Origin of the sequence: Nostoc sp. FACHB-190, assembly GCF_014696905.1 — a bacterium.
Taxonomy (GTDB): domain Bacteria; phylum Cyanobacteriota; class Cyanobacteriia; order Cyanobacteriales; family Nostocaceae; genus Nostoc_B.
Genome location: NZ_JACJQW010000055.1, coordinates 1 through 20,195, shown reverse-complemented (window position 1 = coordinate 20,195; position 20,195 = coordinate 1). Strand labels below are relative to the sequence as shown.

Genomic DNA, 20,195 nt, shown 5'->3' with positions numbered 1-20,195 from the left:
CTACATTAGTGGAATTCCGCTATACTGCTCTGCTCTTGAGATAAACCATTCCACAAATTTTGGGAAAGTCTCTGGATTAACTACGTCCGTAAGCTTGATTTGATAGAGAAGTCCAAATCTAGAGAAATAAATGCCCAAGCGTTTTAGCTCTATGACATCCTGCTCGAAATCTTGGGCAATTACAGAGAGAGTATAGTAGCCCATCAATTGACGAAAATCGCGGAGTTCTAAGCTGAGATTTTTAACAGTTTTAAAATCGACGAGCAAATCATCAATAATTAAATCCCCATCAGCACCTCCTACTATCATTGAAGCTGCTCCCCAGCTAGGATTTAGAAATATCTTCCCAGATGATTTAAAAATTTCAGGGTTTAATAGCTGAACTAAATTTCGTAAGTCTTGAACGTCTATCTCATTAGTCGCCTGCAAGTCTTCATAAACATAGCGGATTCGATACACAGCATCCAACTTCGCCAAGAATAGAGATGATATCAGTAACTCATCAGTAAACTGTCCATCTCTCAAAAATTGTTTATAATTTTGTTCCGCTTCCTCAAAGAGAATTTTGGCTTGTTCAAGCAAATCATATTGCTGATTTTTCTGGTAATAATTGAAGGCACTTGCAGCAACCCATCCTCTATCTTGTGCTTGCGGGTTTAGAGATTTTGTATAAAAGCGAAGCAAGTAGTCGTAGGCAGTTCCAACTAAGCGGGAACTGCCATCGCTAGGTGGTGATGCCAATATTTCTTGTCTTAAATTAAATCTTGGCTTGGGAAACTCTTCTTTAAATCGTTTACGCACATCTTCTATTTCAAGGAAGTCGGTTAGGCTCATAATACTATGTAGAAGTAATCATCAAATAAGGATTTATCAAGAGGTACTGAATATAGCCGTTGCAATAGTCAGAGTATTACTGGAACCTTCTTAGGTCTAAAATGGAATGTCATACTCATCTTCAAAATTAATCCGACGCATAGGTTGAATACACTCTGGCTCATCCTCATATATTCCTGCATATATTTCTGACCAATCAATCCGATTCTTTTCAAATTCTTCTTTAGATATCACTAAAGTTACAGGACGTGTAGCACTCAAGAATTTGCCTAAAAATGCCGAGCATTTAGGGCAATTTACTGCTTGTTTCGGGTCGCCTGAATCTAATCTGTCCCCTGGGCTATCTGTACAAATAATATGGATGCAAGCATCACAATTCTTACACAGTGCATACGGTGGGCCAAAGATACTGTAACTGCAAATCTCTAACCATCCACGTTTGACACGCTCTTGTATTTCAGCCAAATATGCTAATTCACCTTCCTGATTAAATGTCATAGCTACCACGCTTGATTCTAAATTTTATTTGAGATGGTATAGTTGTGTATATACAAGCTATACGGTCAATGAGAAAACAAGCCAACTTCAAACTACCCGAAGAGCTACTTGCAGCACTTCAAGACAGAGCAGCACAAGAACGCACTTCTGCCACAGATTTAGTAATTCAGGCATTAAAATCTTTCCTGGGTGAACCAACGGAAGAAGATTTAAGGATAGGAAGTAGTATATATGATATAGCAGATTGTGTAGAACAATTAAAAGATAGGGTAGATAAGCTGGAAGCCACTAAAAACTTCTACTTTATGTATAATTCGCCCTCATGCGAAGCAAATGATGTAGATATTCGTATAGATAGCGATAGCCTAATTCCCAATAGCTCAGAAGAAAATATTCTATTGCTCAATAGGGTTGAGGAACTCGAAAAGCAAAACGAAAACTTACGTGAAAGATTAGCCACGTTAGAAGCTTTAGTACAAGAATATAACTATCAAGCGTTGTCTCGCAGCACGACGAGAGAATTTCAGTAATGTTTGCGATCGCATCCCATGCAAGTGTGGAGCCACCTAAACCAAGATAATATTTAGGGCTACCACCATGTTAAAAATCCCGTGCTGGGACAAAATAGTTTTAGTTGTACATTAAAACCCATTGCTTGATAATTTGCTTCTTTTGTTGTGGCAGATATTGTGCTGCCGCCTTTAAAGCCGCAGCAGGTATGATTGACCTCAACTCTGCCAACATCTCTGGGGCTTCGCAAAGCTCCAAGCACTCAACCAAGTATGGTATATCAGCAAGCCAAGCATCAATGTCATTTTCTGTTGGTGAGTTATGGCTCATTGGTTTTTGATTCATGTCTGTTTGCTCTTGACCATCGACTGTTGACTGCTGATTTTGAATCTGACTGACCAATTCCTCCTGTATTTTGCAACTCTCTAGCATTTTGTCCAACTCATGCTTTTCGTGCTGCTTGGTGAACTTGTCGGTTAAACACTCATAGATTGCTATCCTTGATTTTTCATCAATCGCACTGACAGCTTTGTATGCGGTTCGAGCAACACCATCAACCTTAATTCTTCTTTGCTCCTCAGTCTTCATTCCCAAAAGGTTAAGCATGGGGATAATTAAATCTTGAATTGTTGTATCTCGAACTTTGTCCTTTGGTGGTTCAATCTTTAACAACCTCTGTAAATCTTTTCGTTCTCTGTATTCGTTGACTAATTGTTGAATATTGGGCGACTTACAGGTAAATTGTTCAGCGTCTACAACCCTTTCCAAAAACTTCAACTGGTTTAACGCCCAAATTTTGCCATAATCTCCAGGCAGTAAGTCTTTAGATGTCACATATCTTTTCTCGATTTTTCTAATTGTCTTGATGTTGTGATTCTCAAAAGCAATTTCAGGATTACGTAGCAGCCATTCTCTAGTAATGGCTTTAACTTTGTACTGTGGGCTATCGTCAATTACAAATTCGCGGATGAATTCGATGCCCCAAACTTCCCTGTTTTCTATTCCTGGTACAGTCTCTTTAACAAAGTAGGTTTTACTGCGCCTGAGATGGTTTTCTGGTGTGGGGTTTGCTTTAACTTGGTTGTCAGCGTCCAAGGTTGAATCAAAGGGAGTTGATTTGTAAAATTCCACAGCTTCACGACCCCTAATTTTCTCCTTGGCTTCTTTCATTTCATTCTTGGCTTGTTCATTGGGGTCGAGGAATATACATTCGACTTCGTGACCTTCAGTCTCTAAAGAATAGCTGAGACACTCCAATAAATTATCCTGCTCAAAGTTGTCTAAAACTCCTAGTTCTGCTGAGTATTCATCAAAAATAGGGTTGATTCTTGACATAGCATAGTCAAACAACCTTTTGATTTGCTCAAGACACATCGCCCTATTCAAACTTTGCAATTCACTTAATTCTCTGAAAAATTCGGTTGCTGAATATTGCTGTGGCCTATTCCTATCTTTAACTAGACTTTTAATAGGGCAGTAGACATAATGAGTCAGCTTATTATTTCTCAGCCTAGCTAGTATCTGTTTTTGCTGCTTGGTACTCAAAACACCACAAAAAAGCGTAAATTGAGCATCAAAGTAGTCTTCAAAACCTTCGGGTAACTGGATGCTAACGCCGCTTCCGATTGACGGAGTACCGATAACCAAACTGATATTATTCTTGGTTATATACTCGCCAGGATTGCTCAAAAATGCTTTGCCCTCTTCTGTGCCAGAGGTATTTTTACTAATTACAAAAACCTGATAGCCCTCTGTTTTTACGGTATCAACCAACTGCTGTGCGCTTCTTTCATCAGCAGTAATAGTAATTGCATTTTCGGCTAGACCTTCACCAAATATCCGAGAATCAGTTGTAACCAAAACTTTTTTACCCTGGCGCACAGCACCAAGAATCATCTTGATTAGTGGGCTAGGGTCATTAAGCAAAATTTTATTTTTACCGTTCTTACCTTTTTTTACACTAATAATAAACTTAAATTTCTTACGTCTAATTTGTCCACGATTTAGTACCTTAACTGATTTCTTACCTGTTATCTTCTCTATTAAATCAGCCGATAAATCCGTCATGTTGCCGTCTAGGAAAGTATTGCCGTAACTTGCTCTGACAGCCCTAAAAAACATTTCTATAATTTCACCATGCTTACTGCCTAGATTAGAACCCGTTACTAATGTTGCCAGAACAGATTCAATCTCATCAACCATTACAGCCTTGCCTGAAGAATGACCGTCAAAGTGTGGCAGAGAATGAACACATCCCGCAATATGGCTACTCGTATCTTTGGCCAACAGCTTACCGTCATCATCACTTTGAACGTGCAATATATCTATTCCATAACCTCTTGCTCTATCGATTGTTTGATGGAGCAATGAGTTGATATAGCCAAGAATGGTTGTGTAGATTCCTGTATTGCCGTTAAATGAGTTGTATACATTTTCAAGTTGTTTTATTAGCCTTAAAGCTTCACCAGTTTTATTAGTTCCTAGCGGAGATTTAATAACTAGATTTTTATTTTCAATATCCATCAACGTGTCAGGAAGAACTAAATCACCCTGGCAATTTAAAGTGATATCAGGTGTGTACTTATTTTTATCAATCCAATTCAACCACTCAGGGGATTTTCTAATCTTGGTAACATAACCCTTTGGTTCTTCCTGATTGCTAAAGCCTTGACCTACTAAAGCTTTATCTTGGTTGTTGATGTTGGAATTTTCATCTTCACATTTCTCTGTAGCTTCATTTACTGCCTGCTTCTGTTTTTCAACCAGCTTTAACTGCAAGTCAGCAATGCTAAAAAAATCCTGAGCAGAAATGTACTGAATTTTTGAATACTCAACACAATGGAGTTCATCAATGTCAGCATCGTTTTTGGTAAGCTGACCCCACCAGCCAAATTGAAAATCCCATCCTAAACCATTGAGTAATTCAGCAAGTTTCTTCCATCGGTTAACTACTCCGCGATTTTGCACGTCTCCCGCATCAGGGAAGATAACAAGTTTTTTATTGCCTCCAACTTGAGCTAATGCTTTATTGAGGTATGCTTCTAGCAACTTGGGACTACTGGCAAATTGTCCGCCAGATGCACCAATGGTAAGTAAGTCCAGTCGCTGGCTAGATAAAAAAGGCTTCGCTCCTGTGCCTTCTGCAAGTGCAATTCCTTTTGGCTTGGCGGTGGGATGAAATACGGCTAAAGGATTTTCTAAATCATCCCCTATGACCAAACGTAATATTTGGTGTGAGCTACCTGGAGTGTTTACCCATCGATATCTACCCTCATTCTCTCCGGGATTGTATAGCCGCAGTTGTAACCCTACAATATGCCCATCAAAATCTCGCACTGGGCATAAGTAACCATCACCCTTAACAATTAGCCTTTTACCATTTTCTGTAACACCTGGGAGGCGATTGTCAAACTGCCTTGGTAACGGCTGATATCTGATAACGGATTTAAAACCACATTTAGCAATTTCTTCAGGGGTAAAACTTTTTTGCTGTAAATAAGTAATTAGCCTTTCATCTTGTGAACAACTGTCTAAGATTTCCAAGTAAGACTGATGGCGATCGCCTACACTGAAAGACCTTTCTCGCTCCTGTTGTTTTTGCTGTTCGGCTATTGCTTTGGCTAGTGCTTCGCGTTGAGCTTTATTCTGTTGCCATTCTTGCTGCTGTTCCTCTGTCCATTCCCTGCTGTTATCGGGTTTGAATGACGCAGTGTGACCATTGCTTTGTTTGACACAAACAAACCCATGAACTTTTTCGCCCTTTCTGGCATCAACAAAGGTATGGCACAGGATAAAATCAGAATCATCTGTACTGTAGCGACAATCTGTGTCAGCTTTTCCGCAAACTGGGCAAGGATTATTTCTACTGAAGGGCTTAAATGTCATACTGCTGCCCCCCAGCCATTAGCAAAATCAATCCCGGCACGGGATTCGCTGTTTTTGGTGGGTAAAGCAGCGAACCTGATAAACCTGGCTAGAAACCCTTGCCTGACTGAATTTCGCAGTTTTGGCAGGTTTGAAAAACCTTCGTTGGTAATTGTTTGATTTAGCAATACTAAACCAAGTGTTGGCTGGCAGCAACCTTGAGAAATCGATAAAACCCTTGTGGAGAAAGTGTTATGTTTTGGCATGGCAGTTTTCCCTGAAACTGCCACTTGGCTTTACCATTACCTTAAAAACCGTTAAACTTGAGGTAACGAATATTGAGTGTCCGGCTATTCGCTTTGGTGATTGGAGGTTGTTACTAGATTCTCTGTACTCAGAAAAGCATTTAGTGGTCAACCTTGGCCTCTGACAAATCGAACAAAAATTAGTTCAGTGGTAAAGCTAAGTGGCATAAGTCATTTAGTCTAAAACATGATTAGAGAAGGTCTGAGTTTTGATTTAGTAGCAAGAATCTAAAACCGAATATTGAGTAGTCGGGTGCTTTTTCTAAAATTTTTTAATCCTAAGTTATGCAAAAATAACTTGGGATTTTTGGTTTTTAGAAAAATTTGATACTTCACAGAGTAGCTCTTATTTGAAGCAAAAGGAAGAGGTCGAGGAGAGGTCTGAATTAGTTCGTTAAGAACAGGTTAAGAAAATTTAGCTAAAGCATTGGCTTCCATCCTCCTTTGACACCTTTGTAAGGCATACCATCAACCCATTTAATTGATTCAACAAGACGTGGAGGTTTTGTTCCACGCTCGGCTTGGCACTGTTTTACTTGTAAATCGCTCATTTCTATCAATATTTTCTTGAGTCCTTCGAGTTTAGCTAATAGCCTTGTATTTGACTTAGCAGCTTGTGAACATACATTTATTGCTAGTTTAAAATAAACTTGCCTACCACTTATTTCGTTGTGCATTGTTCCGTTTGAAATATTAGGAAGAGACAAAAGTTTTGCCTCGTTAATATATGAACCTTTAGATGGTTCTAGCCATAAAAAATTTCTAAGTGTTTTTGCTCTATATTCTTTTTGTTTAAGAGTATCTTGATAACCTAAAATGTAATCTTGAAATTCTTCATTTGTATCTTGCATTACAATACCTAGAAAATAATTTGTAGGATTTTGAATCTTTGTATAAAGATTGTATTTCAGTAAAACTTCTTTGAGGTAAGGCCAACCTGTTTGAAGCAAGTTGAGAATGGCTTGATAGTAGTCAACTAAAAGTATGATACTTTCATAGTCAATTTGTCTAATCTGACCTTTATTCCAAGCTTCCCAGGTTGGGTCTTCTGATTCAGCCAATAGTCTAGCTTTTAAACTTTTACCTAACCATTGATTAAATCCGCGCATCTCAATCCACTTACAAAATATAGGATGATTATCTCTATGTTGTTCTAAAATTTTTTTAGAAATCCGAGATTTAGCCAATTTTAATAAATGGGTACTTGGTAGTGTACTCATAAAATTTTGAATTAGATTAGCTTGCTTTTTGGTAACTTTGAGGTTTAGACTAGACATAGTATTTTGGCGTTGCATAATGGCGGTATGAATCATACCGGAACTGGAACATCCCAGAATTTGAGATAGTGAAGTAGCAATCGAATCGAGTATTTCAGCATTTGTACTGATTTGGAATAACATAGCGTTTTTCGATGCAATCGAGCGAGGTAGTGGCGCAACCGGGTGTTTTCCCCCTCAACTCGTGTCATGTAAGTCTTGCTCACAATCTGGTCGCCTTCTGGAATAAAGCCTGGATAGACCAACCATCCATCCGTGACATAGAAATAGCACTGCCAAGTACCCACAATATCCCATAACGGTCGAAAAGTTTCGGCGCTATGGTCGCCCAAAACCCACGCTAAAATACCTTGTGTGAAGTGGTTTACTGCTGTCCAAAGCCAAATTTTGTTTTTTTGAGCCGACGAACGTTTCTAGTTCATCAAGTTCGCCAACTTCTGGAATTGTCTCTGGATCATAGGCATCAGGCAGCAGTTCTCCTACAAGTTTTACCCAAGTAATCAATGTCGTGTGATGCACACCTTTGACCCATTCGATGCCACAAAATCCCATGCCATTAACGTACATTTTCAGGCATTCCCGTTTCACTTCATCACTGTATCCTTGAGGTGGTTCGTACCGATCAATAAATTGGCGATCGCAATTACAGCAAATGTGATTCTGTTTACCTCTTTTCTTTCCGTTCTTACGGATATGGGACGACCCACAACGCGGACATTCCATCCAGTTTTACCTCAATTCATCCCGCCATTATGCAACGCCAGTATTTTTTAATTAAAATAATCTACCTCTGTTAAAACAGAGGTTTTTTAGTGCATATTTTTCCTGTAACTGATATTCTAAGCACTCGTTAACAGAAAAAAGTTTTATTTTTTGACAAATAATGTTCAAAAAAGGTTTAATCAATTACTGGATTTTCTTTGTATTTTATCCACTGTGGTCTACTTCTACGTAAAAATGTGACTAGTCTCATAGATTAAAAATTTCCCTTGCTGGAGATTACAATCGTTTATGCAATAAAGAACAAATGGATTGCGTAACAATTAGTTATATGGGCTAGTGGTAAAGGATATAGTCGCCAATGCGGATACCCTATGTGCGCGGTCGCACCTTCATGAAACTTCCTTTACTGATTTAATGCCTTGGCTACATCTTTGAACTAGCAACCATCTTTTAGCTTCGGGTTCCAGCGCAGGCATAATCCGGAAGTTTAATACATCTGCCCAAGTTTCTACACCATGACTACCAGCGAACTCTCTTTCAAGTTCCTTGAATTTCAACCAGTTGCGATCGCTGATGGCTGTGAAGACCGGAATAAATGTACTTAGTGGTATTAGCGTTGCTGCTTCACTCATCTTTGTAATCCTCAAATATACAAACTACTGGTAATAGGTCGTCTTCTGTTTCGATAATTTCGATCAGTCTCCTGCCTGTTTTTCTAGCAATTCGCTTGCAATAATCCTCAGATGCAGCCATTGACCAATCCCTAGTTTCTCTAACTGGGTCAAATTTACCTTTAGAACGTTTTATATTGTCATTCTCAGTCATGCTGGGTTATCTTGCTTTTCTAACCAAAGGGTGATCACTTATGTATCGGTTATGCTGACTTCTCCTCTTCCTTCTTAGAGTCTTCCAAAGAAAAATACTCTTGCAACACGTACTCTAGCCCTTGGCTATTGTCTACCTCCTTTTCAAGGCAAAACATTTTAAATCTTTTAAATAGTTCTTTTGGTATATGTCCCCGAAGTGCCACATAATCGGGGTCATCTTTTTTCGTACCTTTATTAATATTCCATTCTGGTCGCAGTGATTCTATTAGTTGTTTTTCTAGAGAGCTAAGAATACCAGCGTCGTCACATTTCAACCATGCTATTGATAGATGCTTATTTGAGCCGGACACCCGATTCAAAACTTGGTGCGCTGTCCATCTCTGCTGCAAATTGTTTGTTTTACCTACATAAAGAACGTAATCGCCATCTAGTACGAAGTAGATGGCTGGGCATCCAGGCAAATCTTTGCGACTGGCGAGGGAGAGCGATGGTAATTTTAACGGATTAATTATTTTTACATTCATGCTGCTCCCTTATCCTCAGTTTTGGCAGATGGTTCATTTTGTTTTAAAAAATCATCAATAAATTCAACAAGAATCTCGTTCATACTCTTTCTATGTAAAGCACAAGCCGATTTAAACCTTGCTCTCGTATCTTCTGGCAGGTAAATCGACAACTTAACATTTTTTTCCTCATCATTTGTAGACAATAGACTACTCCTTCTTTAGCTCTATACCTCTATAGCTTGACATTATTTCTAGTCATGCGCTATAGCGGTATGCCGCTAAAGAAGAAAGTAGATTTAACTTATTGCCGTTATAGCGGCATAGAGGTATTATTGCATAAGAAGCAATCAATCAACAACCAGCTAATAATTAGCGTCTTACGAGTACCCCAAAGAAAAGCACTGCAAGGGGTTTAGCGATTTGATGCTATATCGTGTTGCTTAATGTATCGATTATTAGCTAATTAACTACCAATTCATATTTATTGTTGTATGACCGATGAAACCAAGACGCTGTAAGCATTCCACCGATTTAGATTTATTTTTAGAATTTCCAGCCACCAAAACACATTTAGCTGACTTATTAGGTGTAGCGCGTTCCACCCTTGTGGCTTGGGAAAACATAGCATTCTGGCGGATTGAGTCATTCCGCAACGCCTACCCTAAAGCTCATGACGGAAGCATTGACAGAGAATCACCCTTAAGCCCTTACCAAGCCTGGGTTTTAAGCCGCGTAGGTCGCCTCATGGCTCAACTACGACGCTCTGAACGGGTCAAAGGCTACATTCTCAAAAATCCTAACGACTTCTCTAAATACCGCTATCAGCAAGCATTCCAGCAATTAAACATAAAAAAGGGAGCGTAAATCATGCCTAGAACCGCAAAGAAAACAACTACAGCAGCAACAGACAGCAACACAATCACAATTGCCGCCGCAGTTGACCAGCTTAAAACCACAGAACAAGCCCTCAGACTGGCACTCATAGACATTCGCCCGGATGATTTCGACAGTACAAAAACCTTATCTAGCCTCGATTTCGAGGCAGTTGCTAAAAAAATCGAAGCAACAAAACAACCACAATTGCCAGCACAGGCGGAAAATTTAGAAATCTCTGAAACGCCCACACTGCAAGCATTACAAACAGCCACAGAAAAACCACAAAATGCCCATATAGTACCCCACCCCCCACAGCAACAGATAACCAATCCTGCCCAGTCTTCAACGCCTAATACTGGCTTATCTCTGGTTGAGATGGTAGCCAAGCAAGCGACTGAGGAAATAGCGGCTGTAGATGGCATTTTACAAGTGAGAAACGCCCTTGTACTCAATAACTTGGCTGTAAGGGATGCCGAATTAGTAGAGAGCATAAATCAACGTTGCCAGGGTCAAAAGCAAGACTATCTGGGGACGATTAGAGACTTGGCCAGCTTGGGCAAACAGCCAGTAGGCATTACAAAAGATGAAATCAACTTACAGCAAGAAATTGACGCAATTATTGACGAATTGGGGAAGAACCTAGTCGCCTAACCAATTTCTTGCTGATACCTTTCGACTTCATCAACCGACTACTAGAAAGGCTTTTCAAGGTATTTCAGGAGCAATAACTATGCAATCACTATCAGAGCTAGTTGAACAATCCCAACAGTTACTAACTCAAATCAGAAAGCATCCACAGTTTAAAATTCTGCGCTTTGACTGCGATGTAACTGCTGGAGATGTGGCTCAGTTTTTCAACACTCTCCAATACTCAACTACTGACTTAGATTTATCCAGACTCGAAGGATTTAACGAATAAGCGATCGCCACAACAGCCACCGCATAGCGGTAATAGCAGATAACGCAAATATTAAAGCCCTCAGAGTTTGAGGGCTTTACGCATCAGGTATTAGGCAGATTCTTTAATGCTACCAACATGGAAGACGAATTAAATCAACAGATTGAACAAGCCAAAACTGATGAACAGGAATTAAATCAAATTATTAAAGCGCATGACTTAGATGCAGAATTAGCGCGTGAATTTTCAGAAATCAGCAAGGCATTTACACAACTGGAAATCAAATATCAAAGCTTACTGAATACTCGGAGATTTTTAAATGGGAGCCATTGAAGATAATTTACGTAAAAAAGCAGCCGATGAAGTAGCGCGAAAAATAGCCAAAGGCAAAGGTTCATCGACTAACGCTAGTACTGCTACTAATGCAACTATTCCAAATACGCAGGTTGATAATCATATCCCAGGATTACTATACCTTACACCACAAACAATGGTGGCAGGCATACCGTCTTTTCATCCTGAAAAATTCCACATTGCCGATCCGCTTAACCCACCTGAAACTATTCCACAAGCTACAGAACAACAACTTACCAAGGGTACTAAAGTTTATGAAGGCGCTGTCAGAGCTTTAAAACTCTACGGTTTGGCTTTCGATGTGACTAAAGAGAAGTTCAATGTAGTAGGCAAACACGCCAAAGCTTTTGATGCTGGTATCGTAGCAGCCACAGAGTTAGAGAAAGTACGCGGTCATTATCTTGATTATCAAAACCAACAAGAAATTACTACTCAAAAGTCAGTGACTCTTGATGTTAGTAAATTCAAAACAATTACAGATACAAGCACCGCAATTCACACCAAAGATGAACTGAGTCAAAAGCTAAAGCAGGCTGAATTAAAAGCACAGGAAACACGATTTAAAACACTTGAAACTCAGGATAAGTTAGCCAGTTTTAAAGAACAGTTGGGGAATTTGGTAGATTTAGAGGTAAGAAAATGATTCAGCTTTACTTTGGGTTAGGTGCAATATGCGGTGGGTTCGTGGCTTATTTGGTTGGTGATAGTAAATCACAAAAAGAGCTTAGAAAGGTTGCCAAAGTCGCCAAGAATGCCAGCGATAACCTTCACAGTGTAATCAACAAGTATGAATCTTCCAAAGCTCAAACAATTAAATTAAACCTTGAATTGTCAGCTTTAAAGGATGAGCTAAAAGAAGCCAGGAATACTATCAATAATCTTGGTCATGCCAAGATTGAGGGCGATGTGATGATTGCTCATCTAAACTCTAAATTAGATGAGTGTCAAATTAAGATTGAAAAGTTATCAAGACAAAACCAATTAGACGTAGATACCATTTCAAGGTTAGAAACCGAATTAGACCAATGGGAAACCACTTTTCACGCCAAAGTAGAAGAATCGGCTAACTACAAATTCCAATTAGCCAAACAGGGTGAACTAGAAAAAATTTATCATGAGCATGATTCAATCACCTCAGAGGCTATGCAGTTGTTTAGGCGGTTGCAAAATTGGGGTGAAAAAGTGAGTCATGGTCATGCCTCCAAAGCAGAAATAATCAAAAGTTTGGCTAGTGGTTACAATCAAAACCTAGATGAAGTCAGCAAGGCCATAGCCTCTGAACGTCAAACTTACCTTGAGCAAATTGAGTTACTCAATGAGCGCATAGCCCAACTACAAAGGGAACTACAAGGGGATTTATTAGAACCCGTTTATCGTGATTTTGGCTTCAACGAATCGGGACGAATAGCGAACGCGATTGTTCAATGGTTGTGGTTAAACAAACGAATTCCACTGAAGGTCATGGGTGTAGAGGAAAGCGACTTAACAGTGACTGCTGGTTATTCTTACAGTCGAACTATCTCAGTTGATGCTCTAGCCAAACTCGTCAATGATTGCTCTTCAGAAATAGCAAAAAGTCTGGGGATTCACTCGATTGAGTCTGCCAGAAAACTAGATATTACAGATTGCTTGGCAGTGGAGTTTAGACGTGAGCGTCCGCGATCGCTGAGGGAAGATGAAATTTACAGAATAATGGAACGGGCTGAGAATTTCACCCAAGTTGTGCGGAAGTATCACAACCACCAGTCTGGTGGTAAGCCAACACTGAGGCTAATGAGTGGGACTGGTGGAGGTAAAAGTCTCATCGCCAAAATTTTGATTGATGGTTATTGTCAGCATGAGGACGGTTGGGAAATTTGGCTCAGTGATCCGATGGATGGAAGTGATGAAGACTATTGGGAATTACCCAAAGTAGCAACAGATAAAAATAGTGCCAAACAAGCCTTTAAAATCTTTGCTAATGAATTTGACAGCCGCGCCGCCAAACAATCGCCATACGCCCAAATGAAAGTTTTAGGTGTGTTTGATGAATTTGACAAACAGCATCCAGATAGCGATAAACAACGAGTCAAGAAAATTTGGACTGCGATTCGTCACCAAAATATGAGGCTAATCCTCATGGGTCAGTCTTCAGAAGTTGGCAGTAATCATTGGACATGGGACGAGATGAAAAATTGTACCCTGTTGTTCATTGGGGATGCTATAGATACCGCCATTAAGCACTACAAAGATATTGGTTGGGACTTGAAAACAAAGAACTTGATTCAGAAAAATTACAAAGCTATTTATGAATGGATGGAGGCTAAGAATGAAAATCTTAGCCCTGATAAACGTTATCGTGTAACACTCTTAGTGTGTGGTCAAACTTGGCGATTCTTAGAGGTTCCTCCCGCGATTGTGGGGACGGTTCTCAATAATAAATCGTTTGTAGTTTCTCGCCATTGGGAGTCAGTATCCCAAGAAAGCATCATTTCTGTTACTCTAAAATGTCCCTACTGTGGCAGTGAAAACATCAAGAAAAATGGTCACTCTTCGGTTAAACAACGCTGGCAGTGCCGAGATTGTAGTAAGAATTGGCAGAAAAGTTAACAATAGTAAATAGAACAAATATTAAATTTTTAATTTGAGAAAAAATATGTTTCTAAGTAATAATAAATTCAGGTTTTATGCTATACCTTAATTTGTTATTTTCAAAATTTAATTTAGTCTTACTAAGGCATTAATAAAGAATATGAAGTCAAATGATAGCGAATACGAAATCAGCATTGTTTGGGATTCTGTTATCTCTAAAATTCGACTAGCTCCTGCTAGAGCATTTATAGGTAATGTATGCACATTGGTGAATTTCGATGGAACATCTGCATTAGTGCAGTGTAAATCAGATTGGTACAACAAAATACAACATGATTTACCAATAATCACAACTGCTTTTAACGATGTTTTCCGCAGACCTATTACTGTTTCTCTATGCCCTGAAAAACCTACAAATTTTTAAAATCACTGCTAAACATGACTCCTATCGATAGGAATAGAAGAAATGGTAGCAAGCAGATTATCACGATAAGGAAAGCTAAGGGCAGGGACGAATCCTGCCCTTTCGATTTTTGTACATTAACTTTGTACTCTATCTTGACAGTGGACAAAGTTTAATTTAAACTAGTAGTGTACAAAGTTATGAATACAAAGTTATGAGCCGTTACGCCAAGTTTACCGAGAGAAACATCCGTACTGCTTGGGTTAAGGTTTGGGCAGAGCAATTTTTAGAAGGGCTTGAAGCTGCATCTAAAAAAGGCAAGGAAGCCATAGAAGTTTATTGCAATGATAAGAAAGCGGAGTACGAAGCTAAATGCAAAGAGCTTTCCAAAAATAAAGACTCTGATACTGCTTGGAAAAATTCAGCCGCTACAAATATGAGTCAAATTCGCAAGGCGATAAAAGCTTGGCAGGAAACTAAAAAACTAACGGCTTCTAATTCTTATCAGCAGCAAACTAAAGATGGGCTGATTCAACAGCATCTAGCCCTCTCAATAATGAATTATCCTTCTGATTTCCACAGGGAACGGATGGAACCTACAAATGAAAAAAAAGCAGAGCAGAGAAGTAACTTAGAGCCTATCAACTGTGTAGACGAATATCTACAGAAAATTGATGAGTTATTGGAATCTGAAGACAACAGGGAGTTAACCGTCGGATTGATTGCAGCGACTGGACGTAGACCATCTGAAATTTGGGTAACTGCTCAATTTCTACAGACTGGGCAGTTTGAAGTTGAGTTTACAGGGCAGATTAAAAATAAAGGTGAAGAACGGGAAGCTTATAAAACTTACACACTCGTAGAGTCGTACAAAGTTGTAGATGCGCTGGCTAAATTGCGTAGAATGCCAGAAATTAAGCAACTTAAAAAAATGACTTTGGCAGAAGTTGACAGTGGATTCAATAATAAAATGAATGCTAAGGTGAGAGAACACTTCTCATCATTGCTCAATCCACCAATGGGTGAGAGTGAACTGTCAGCTAAGAATTTACGTGCTAGTTATGCGGCGATAACGATTTATTTATTCTGTCCTTGGAAGCAATCAACCAATCAATTTATTACTGAAAGATTAGGTCACGTTTCTGATGCCACTGCAACCAACTACGAAGACTATCAAGTTTGTGATAAAGATGGAAAGCCATTGACTAGGGGTGCATGGGTTGAGCGAATCAATGAGGAAATGATTGTTTCCAAAGAAAGTAAAATTGTTAACTGTCGTTTCAGGATAACGGAAGCTTCACAAGAATGTCTCGATGACACTGATTTTCTGCCCTACGCTGACAGAACAAACAGAATGCAAGAGCTAATTAGATTAGCCAAAATTGGTAAAGCTTTTGAGAATGGTGAAATCGTAAATCAAATTGTAGTCACACAAAACACAAAAATTGAACCAAGAGAAAATAATTTAGAAGTTAGCGAAATTTCAGCAACAGAAACTAAAAAGCCTTTAAAAGTTAAAGATTTGTCAGAAGTTAGCAACGCTGAATTATTTGGTTCTAAAGCTCCCAATACTGGATTAGAGAAGATTAGAAGGGCAGTTCAAGCAATCAAAGCTTTCAACGAAGTGCAGCCAGAACATAAAAGTAGGTGGGCAATCAATACCAAAGTATTGAAGGATTTAACAAAGTCTAGAACTGTAGTAGTTGAGAATTATTTAAAGTCTGATGAGGGTCGAGTTAATGTCACAGATTACAATCTAGAGCATGGTTTTAGCTACCAGCATAATCGAGGTAATGGGAACATCTCAGATTTTGTAAAACTTGTGTAACTTAAAAAGCTTGGCGAGATTAGACGACTTTTAAAAGAGCTTCTCTACATACCTGTCTAAGTCAGTACGCTTAATTCGCCAACCTTTACCAATAACTTTGGCTTTTAATTCACCAGATGCGATCGCATCCCTAAGAAGTTCTCTAGACAATCCCGTTAATGTTTGAGCTTCTGGCAAGGTTAGCAATAATTTGTCAGCTATGAGTACTACTGGCTGAGTATCAGCCCTACCTAGCAATGATTCGATAATTCCATAAAGTTTTTCAATTACGCCAATCTCGCCAGAATATTAGCATGGAATTGGCGATATTTGTCGAAAATATTATATTGAAAACAGTAATTAAAAAATAAATAAAGTTATTCTACGCTTTCATCTGCTGGTTTAATTAAACCTTTAGCTTCAATATCTTCAATACTTGCACCTTGTATTATCTTTCCATTACTAGAGGATAAATAAGGTACTCCATTAATATCTATATTTACAGAATTAGCACTTAACATACCTTCTTTAACCATATAAGCTAATCTTTCTGTTATATTGACAGACTTTTCAATATTTTCTAACTCAATCTTTTTAATCTCAGCTTGTAATTTTCTAATTTCTAACTCTTGCTTTTGTAGATTGAATGCTCTAATTTTTTGAGCTTCTTCACTATCTGGTAATACTTCTTTTTGTCTTTGAATAGAATCTGCTTCAGCATTAGCTTTACGGGCTTCTGCCTGAGTTTTGTCATTATTAGCAATTGATTTATCTAAATATTCAGCTTCTAAAGCATCACGTCCTTTTTCTAAAAGCCTTTTTAATTCTGTTTTTGCGGTTTCACTCCCAATAAAAGCTCTAAATCTTAACCATATACTACCAGTACCAGCACTTTCTATTTCTACATGAACACCTGAAATAGATTCTAAAATCTCTGTGAAACTCCATAAAAATTTATTTATTTTTGAGGCAGGATATTTATTTCCTGAGAATTTAATATTAATAACCCATTGATATAAATATTTCTGATATTCAAGGTTATGTATCCAAGATAAGTTATTATTTTTAATTTCATTACTTGGTGTTTTATGCTCAAAATTCTCAGAAAATAACCTACTATTAAATACATTATCTTTTATTATATTTATATTTTTAATTATCTCAATTTCTCTAGCTAGAAGAATAGCGAGGCTATTATTTTTTGAGGATAAATATCTTTGTCTAGATGGTGAAACGTAATTGTTTTTTCTTGTTATATCCCTTGCACTTTTTATGCCCCGACGTGAAGAATTAGTTAAATATTCCTCAATTTTTGTAATCCTTAATAATATCTCGGAAATTTTTCTTTTAAATACTAATAAATATTTAAATACAATCGTTTCATCTTGCAATGACTCTACTTCAGATTTTACAAAATCAAATAAATCAGACAATTTGTTGTCAACTGTTAATTTAATTTCAACGTTTTTTACTTTGCCTTTTTTGTCTAAAACTACAGTTTTCTTTTCAATCGTATCAAGAATATTCTTAAAAGAAGCCACATCATTTATTTGTAAATTTAAATTGGATAACCAATTTATTATATTTTTATAAATATTTTTATAATCAAGTTCAGTATCTAAAGTAGGCATAATTTACCTCTAGAAAAGCTAGGAATTTCTATAAATACAAGCGAAATTAAAAGTATTCCAGATTTTTAGAATAACAGAGCATCACTGGAATACGTCTACTTGTACCAAGCTTTCTAAATCAGCCCAACCCGTTCAAATTCCCCAACGACCCCAAATCATCCCAAGAATCCCAAAAATCCGAATTAGCCTTGATATTGCCCTGTAAGCCAGCTTATAGGCCCGGATTTCTCACAAGCAGTAAAAAATCAATTTACATAACCTGATGTGAGGCTCTTTTCTGATACATCATCAATCAAAATTTAGGCGCAGAGATAAATTAAGTATAAAACCGCAGTTAATAAGTAAAAACAATTACTATTTTTTATTAGTAGTAAAATTAAAATGCTCTGTTCATAAAATGCCCACATTCCAAAACAAGACTTGAATCAACCCAAGCCAAAATTATCATTGATTAGAACTAAGTAAAAGGCAATCTAACTTTAATTTAAGCAGTATTAGAAAGCATTTTTAAGCGTCTATGAGCAGTAGCAAAAATATGTTTGTATGGGTAAGAACTAGTAATCGCAATTAAAATGCGCCGTGTACTTACAGTAATCAAAGCTCCTAACTTCAATAATTTAGTACGAATAGTCCCAACAGTAGCATTTTGTAATTCTGTGATTTGAATCATAAAATGGTTCAAAGCATATTAACTACCAACGCACAGCCGTTTTTCAGCCCCCCCCCTTGTACTGCGCTCCCTCTCCGTTCAGTGCCGATACCCGCCCAATCGTTTCACCTTCTCAACCTCTGTATCCTTAAGGTTGTATCTCCTCTTATACGCCGGCCCTGTCTCTTCCCTCCCTATAAAAGATTTAACTACTCCGACACCCATCAAGTAATGCTGTAAATGATCCCGCTTATTTCGACCACTGTGCTTTATTTGATCAGTCTCATCCGTAAAGACTGCAATGTCATTCTCCCCTTCTACCGTTTCGAGATAATATTTGATCACATCTGTCCCATACTTGTACTCGTCTCTTAAATCTCCGTTTACCGTGAAACTATGGCAAACTGCTTTGTGCTTACCGCCATCGTCATCAAACGGCAACTCTATTTTATATCTCATCCCCTCCTTTCCCCATGAATCATCGTATCGGTTTTTAATACGTTTTAACGCCTTTTCTTTCGTTATTAATTGCCTCTGTATACTATAAGTCTTTTTCCACACTGAGGCGTTATACACTGGTGGAATCTCACCTTTTTTCTTTCCGTCGTCCATCTTACCCTCTACCTCGTCTCTGTTTCTCCCTCCTAGCTCGGCTGACTTTGGCTTATTCTTATACTCCCATACCTTTGAATTCAACTGCTTCTTAACCACTTGCTTTGCAGCTTCTTGTTCTTCTCCCGGCTCACGAATGCTCAACTTCATTTGCAGACGTGGGGTTTGTGGGGCAGGTATTTCGTCTGGTCTAAGTATTGACATTCTCGCCAACATTGGATTTGCTTTCTCTAAACTGGTGTCTGCAAGCGGTACCTGTTCAACCTGATTATCGGTTGAGTGAATTCTTTCGACAACATTTTTGGCAATATGATCAGCCTCGACCTCATATTTATCCCCAGGCTCACCAATTGTCAGCTTAGGTTGCAATAGTATGCGTTGTTCAGATGGCTGTTCTAGAGTATTACTGTAAACATCTTGTTGATAATTAGGGTCAATTTTTAACTGTAGTCTTGGAGAAAATGGCTCTGTTTGTACTTGGTTTGGTGCAAAAACAGGGATGTCACGATATTTGGGCACTGGAGGTCTTTTTTGTGGTTGAGTATCTAGATTTTCTGCCTGAACAATATCTTGCGCTGGGGAATCTTCCACTTTAAAGGGTCGAGGTGCAAACTGATTGGTTGTAGAAGAATCAGATGCAGATTTATTAGATGGCCTATTTTGCTTGAAGTACATAAAAATCTGTTAGCCAAATCTTATATGTAGAAGATAAAGCAAAAAACCATTCAATTAATACTAGATGAAAGTCGGTTGCATTCTGAATAATTCCGAAAATGAGGACTAGCACCAAAAATCACGCATTTTTTCAAAATCCCCATTAGCGATTGGTGGGAATCCTGTGCGGACGAGAGATCGCATTGAGAGGTAAATAAAGCCGTAATAAAATGCAGTAAATATTTGCAGTAGTTTGTTGGTACTAAAAAACCCAGATGTTGACCTGGGTTGAAAGAGGCAGAGAAATTTACGATGCTTCTAAAGCTTACTTGAGTCGGGATTGCTTTTTAGATTTGAGCTTTCCATTCTCAAAAGTAGCGGAGATTTTTGAGCCGT

At 38.3% G+C, this 20,195-nt stretch carries 22 protein-coding genes and 1 pseudogene; 9 read left to right on the top strand and 14 right to left on the bottom strand.

Annotated elements, in window-relative coordinates:
- Both H6G28_RS32725 and H6G28_RS32720 read right to left on the bottom strand, forming a co-directional pair.
- Window positions 1-834 (bottom strand): hypothetical protein, encoded by an 834-nt coding sequence (locus tag H6G28_RS32725; RefSeq protein ID WP_190677191.1) that lies wholly within the window; start codon window positions 832-834, stop codon window positions 1-3.
- 96 nt (window positions 835-930) lie between these two features.
- Complete coding sequence (locus H6G28_RS32720; protein ID WP_190677189.1) at window positions 931-1,332, bottom strand: hypothetical protein; 402 nt, start codon at window positions 1,330-1,332, stop codon at window positions 931-933.
- Window positions 1,333-1,400: 68 nt separating this feature from the next.
- On the opposite strand from H6G28_RS32720, the gene H6G28_RS32715 reads away from it, so the two are divergent.
- Window positions 1,401-1,862, top strand: a complete 462-nt coding sequence (locus tag H6G28_RS32715; protein WP_190677187.1) for a hypothetical protein — start codon at window positions 1,401-1,403, stop codon at window positions 1,860-1,862.
- Between the two features lie 100 nt (window positions 1,863-1,962).
- Here the strand turns inward: H6G28_RS32715 and H6G28_RS32710 are convergent, their stop codons facing one another.
- The 8 genes from H6G28_RS32710 to H6G28_RS32675 all read right to left on the bottom strand — a co-directional run bounded on the left by H6G28_RS32710 (window position 1,963) and on the right by H6G28_RS32675 (window position 9,547).
- A complete protein-coding gene (locus H6G28_RS32710) occupies window positions 1,963-5,727 on the bottom strand; it encodes a hypothetical protein (protein WP_190677185.1) in 3,765 nt (1,254 codons plus the stop codon).
- Window positions 5,724-5,972: a hypothetical protein gene (locus H6G28_RS32705; protein WP_190677183.1), complete on the bottom strand. Its 249-nt coding sequence runs from the start codon at window positions 5,970-5,972 to the stop codon at window positions 5,724-5,726. The genes H6G28_RS32710 and H6G28_RS32705 overlap by 4 nt, the downstream gene beginning before the upstream one ends.
- A gap of 458 nt (window positions 5,973-6,430) precedes the next feature.
- The gene (locus H6G28_RS32700) at window positions 6,431-7,411 is read right to left on the bottom strand and encodes a hypothetical protein (RefSeq protein WP_190677215.1); all 981 of its coding nucleotides are present in this window, start codon (window positions 7,409-7,411) and stop codon (window positions 6,431-6,433) included.
- A protein-coding gene (locus H6G28_RS32695; protein ID WP_524538623.1) for an IS1 family transposase occupies window positions 7,321-8,011 on the bottom strand; the annotation gives its coding sequence in 2 pieces (ribosomal slippage) (window positions 7,321-7,681 and window positions 7,680-8,011; 693 coding nt in all). The genes H6G28_RS32700 and H6G28_RS32695 overlap by 91 nt, the downstream gene beginning before the upstream one ends.
- A 389-nt stretch (window positions 8,012-8,400) precedes the next feature.
- The gene (locus H6G28_RS32690; protein WP_190677179.1) at window positions 8,401-8,643 is read right to left on the bottom strand and encodes a hypothetical protein; all 243 of its coding nucleotides are present in this window, start codon (window positions 8,641-8,643) and stop codon (window positions 8,401-8,403) included.
- The gene (locus tag H6G28_RS32685) at window positions 8,636-8,836 is read right to left on the bottom strand and encodes a hypothetical protein (protein ID WP_103126981.1); all 201 of its coding nucleotides are present in this window, start codon (window positions 8,834-8,836) and stop codon (window positions 8,636-8,638) included. Before H6G28_RS32685 ends, H6G28_RS32690 begins: the two co-directional genes overlap by 8 nt.
- A gap of 49 nt (window positions 8,837-8,885) precedes the next feature.
- Complete coding sequence (locus H6G28_RS32680; protein WP_190677177.1) at window positions 8,886-9,362, bottom strand: GIY-YIG nuclease family protein; 477 nt, start codon at window positions 9,360-9,362, stop codon at window positions 8,886-8,888.
- Window positions 9,359-9,547, bottom strand: coding sequence for a plasmid partition protein ParG (locus H6G28_RS32675; protein WP_190677176.1), 189 nt, complete (start codon window positions 9,545-9,547; stop codon window positions 9,359-9,361). Before H6G28_RS32675 ends, H6G28_RS32680 begins: the two co-directional genes overlap by 4 nt.
- 295 nt (window positions 9,548-9,842) lie before the next feature.
- Here H6G28_RS32675 and H6G28_RS32670 point away from each other — a divergent pair, with 295 nt between their 5' ends.
- From H6G28_RS32670 to H6G28_RS32635, 8 genes are all read left to right on the top strand, one after another.
- Entirely contained in the window at window positions 9,843-10,208 is a 366-nt protein-coding gene (locus tag H6G28_RS32670; RefSeq protein ID WP_190677174.1) for a hypothetical protein, read from the top strand.
- A gap of 3 nt (window positions 10,209-10,211) precedes the next feature.
- The gene (locus H6G28_RS32665; protein WP_190677172.1) at window positions 10,212-10,871 is read left to right on the top strand and encodes a hypothetical protein; all 660 of its coding nucleotides are present in this window, start codon (window positions 10,212-10,214) and stop codon (window positions 10,869-10,871) included.
- Between the two features lie 79 nt (window positions 10,872-10,950).
- A complete protein-coding gene (locus H6G28_RS32660; RefSeq protein ID WP_199332998.1) occupies window positions 10,951-11,139 on the top strand; it encodes a hypothetical protein in 189 nt (62 codons plus the stop codon).
- 117 nt (window positions 11,140-11,256) lie between these two features.
- On the top strand, window positions 11,257-11,451 hold the full coding sequence (locus H6G28_RS32655) for a hypothetical protein (RefSeq protein WP_190677170.1): 195 nt from the start codon (window positions 11,257-11,259) through the stop codon (window positions 11,449-11,451).
- A complete protein-coding gene (locus H6G28_RS32650; protein WP_190677168.1) occupies window positions 11,438-12,115 on the top strand; it encodes a hypothetical protein in 678 nt (225 codons plus the stop codon). Before H6G28_RS32655 ends, H6G28_RS32650 begins: the two co-directional genes overlap by 14 nt.
- Entirely contained in the window at window positions 12,112-14,061 is a 1,950-nt protein-coding gene (locus H6G28_RS32645) for a transposase-like zinc-binding domain-containing protein (RefSeq protein WP_190677166.1), read from the top strand. Before H6G28_RS32650 ends, H6G28_RS32645 begins: the two co-directional genes overlap by 4 nt.
- A gap of 142 nt (window positions 14,062-14,203) precedes the next feature.
- Complete coding sequence (locus tag H6G28_RS32640; RefSeq protein ID WP_190677164.1) at window positions 14,204-14,467, top strand: hypothetical protein; 264 nt, start codon at window positions 14,204-14,206, stop codon at window positions 14,465-14,467.
- 193 nt (window positions 14,468-14,660) lie between these two features.
- Complete coding sequence (locus H6G28_RS32635) at window positions 14,661-16,274, top strand: protelomerase family protein (RefSeq protein ID WP_190677162.1); 1,614 nt, start codon at window positions 14,661-14,663, stop codon at window positions 16,272-16,274.
- Between the two features lie 30 nt (window positions 16,275-16,304).
- On the opposite strand, the gene H6G28_RS32630 is transcribed toward H6G28_RS32635, so the two are convergent.
- From H6G28_RS32630 to H6G28_RS32615, 4 genes and pseudogenes are all read right to left on the bottom strand, one after another.
- Complete coding sequence (locus H6G28_RS32630) at window positions 16,305-16,511, bottom strand: helix-turn-helix domain-containing protein (RefSeq protein WP_199332997.1); 207 nt, start codon at window positions 16,509-16,511, stop codon at window positions 16,305-16,307.
- Window positions 16,512-16,630: 119 nt separating this feature from the next.
- Window positions 16,631-17,884 (bottom strand): coiled-coil domain-containing protein, encoded by a 1,254-nt coding sequence (locus H6G28_RS32625; protein WP_190677160.1) that lies wholly within the window; start codon window positions 17,882-17,884, stop codon window positions 16,631-16,633.
- Window positions 17,885-18,368: 484 nt separating this feature from the next.
- Window positions 18,369-18,569 (bottom strand): annotated as a pseudogene (locus H6G28_RS32620) (transposase); the annotation flags it as partial.
- A 63-nt stretch (window positions 18,570-18,632) separates the two neighbouring features.
- The gene (locus H6G28_RS32615; protein ID WP_190677158.1) at window positions 18,633-19,820 is read right to left on the bottom strand and encodes a hypothetical protein; all 1,188 of its coding nucleotides are present in this window, start codon (window positions 19,818-19,820) and stop codon (window positions 18,633-18,635) included.
- Window positions 19,821-20,195 lie beyond the last annotated feature (375 nt).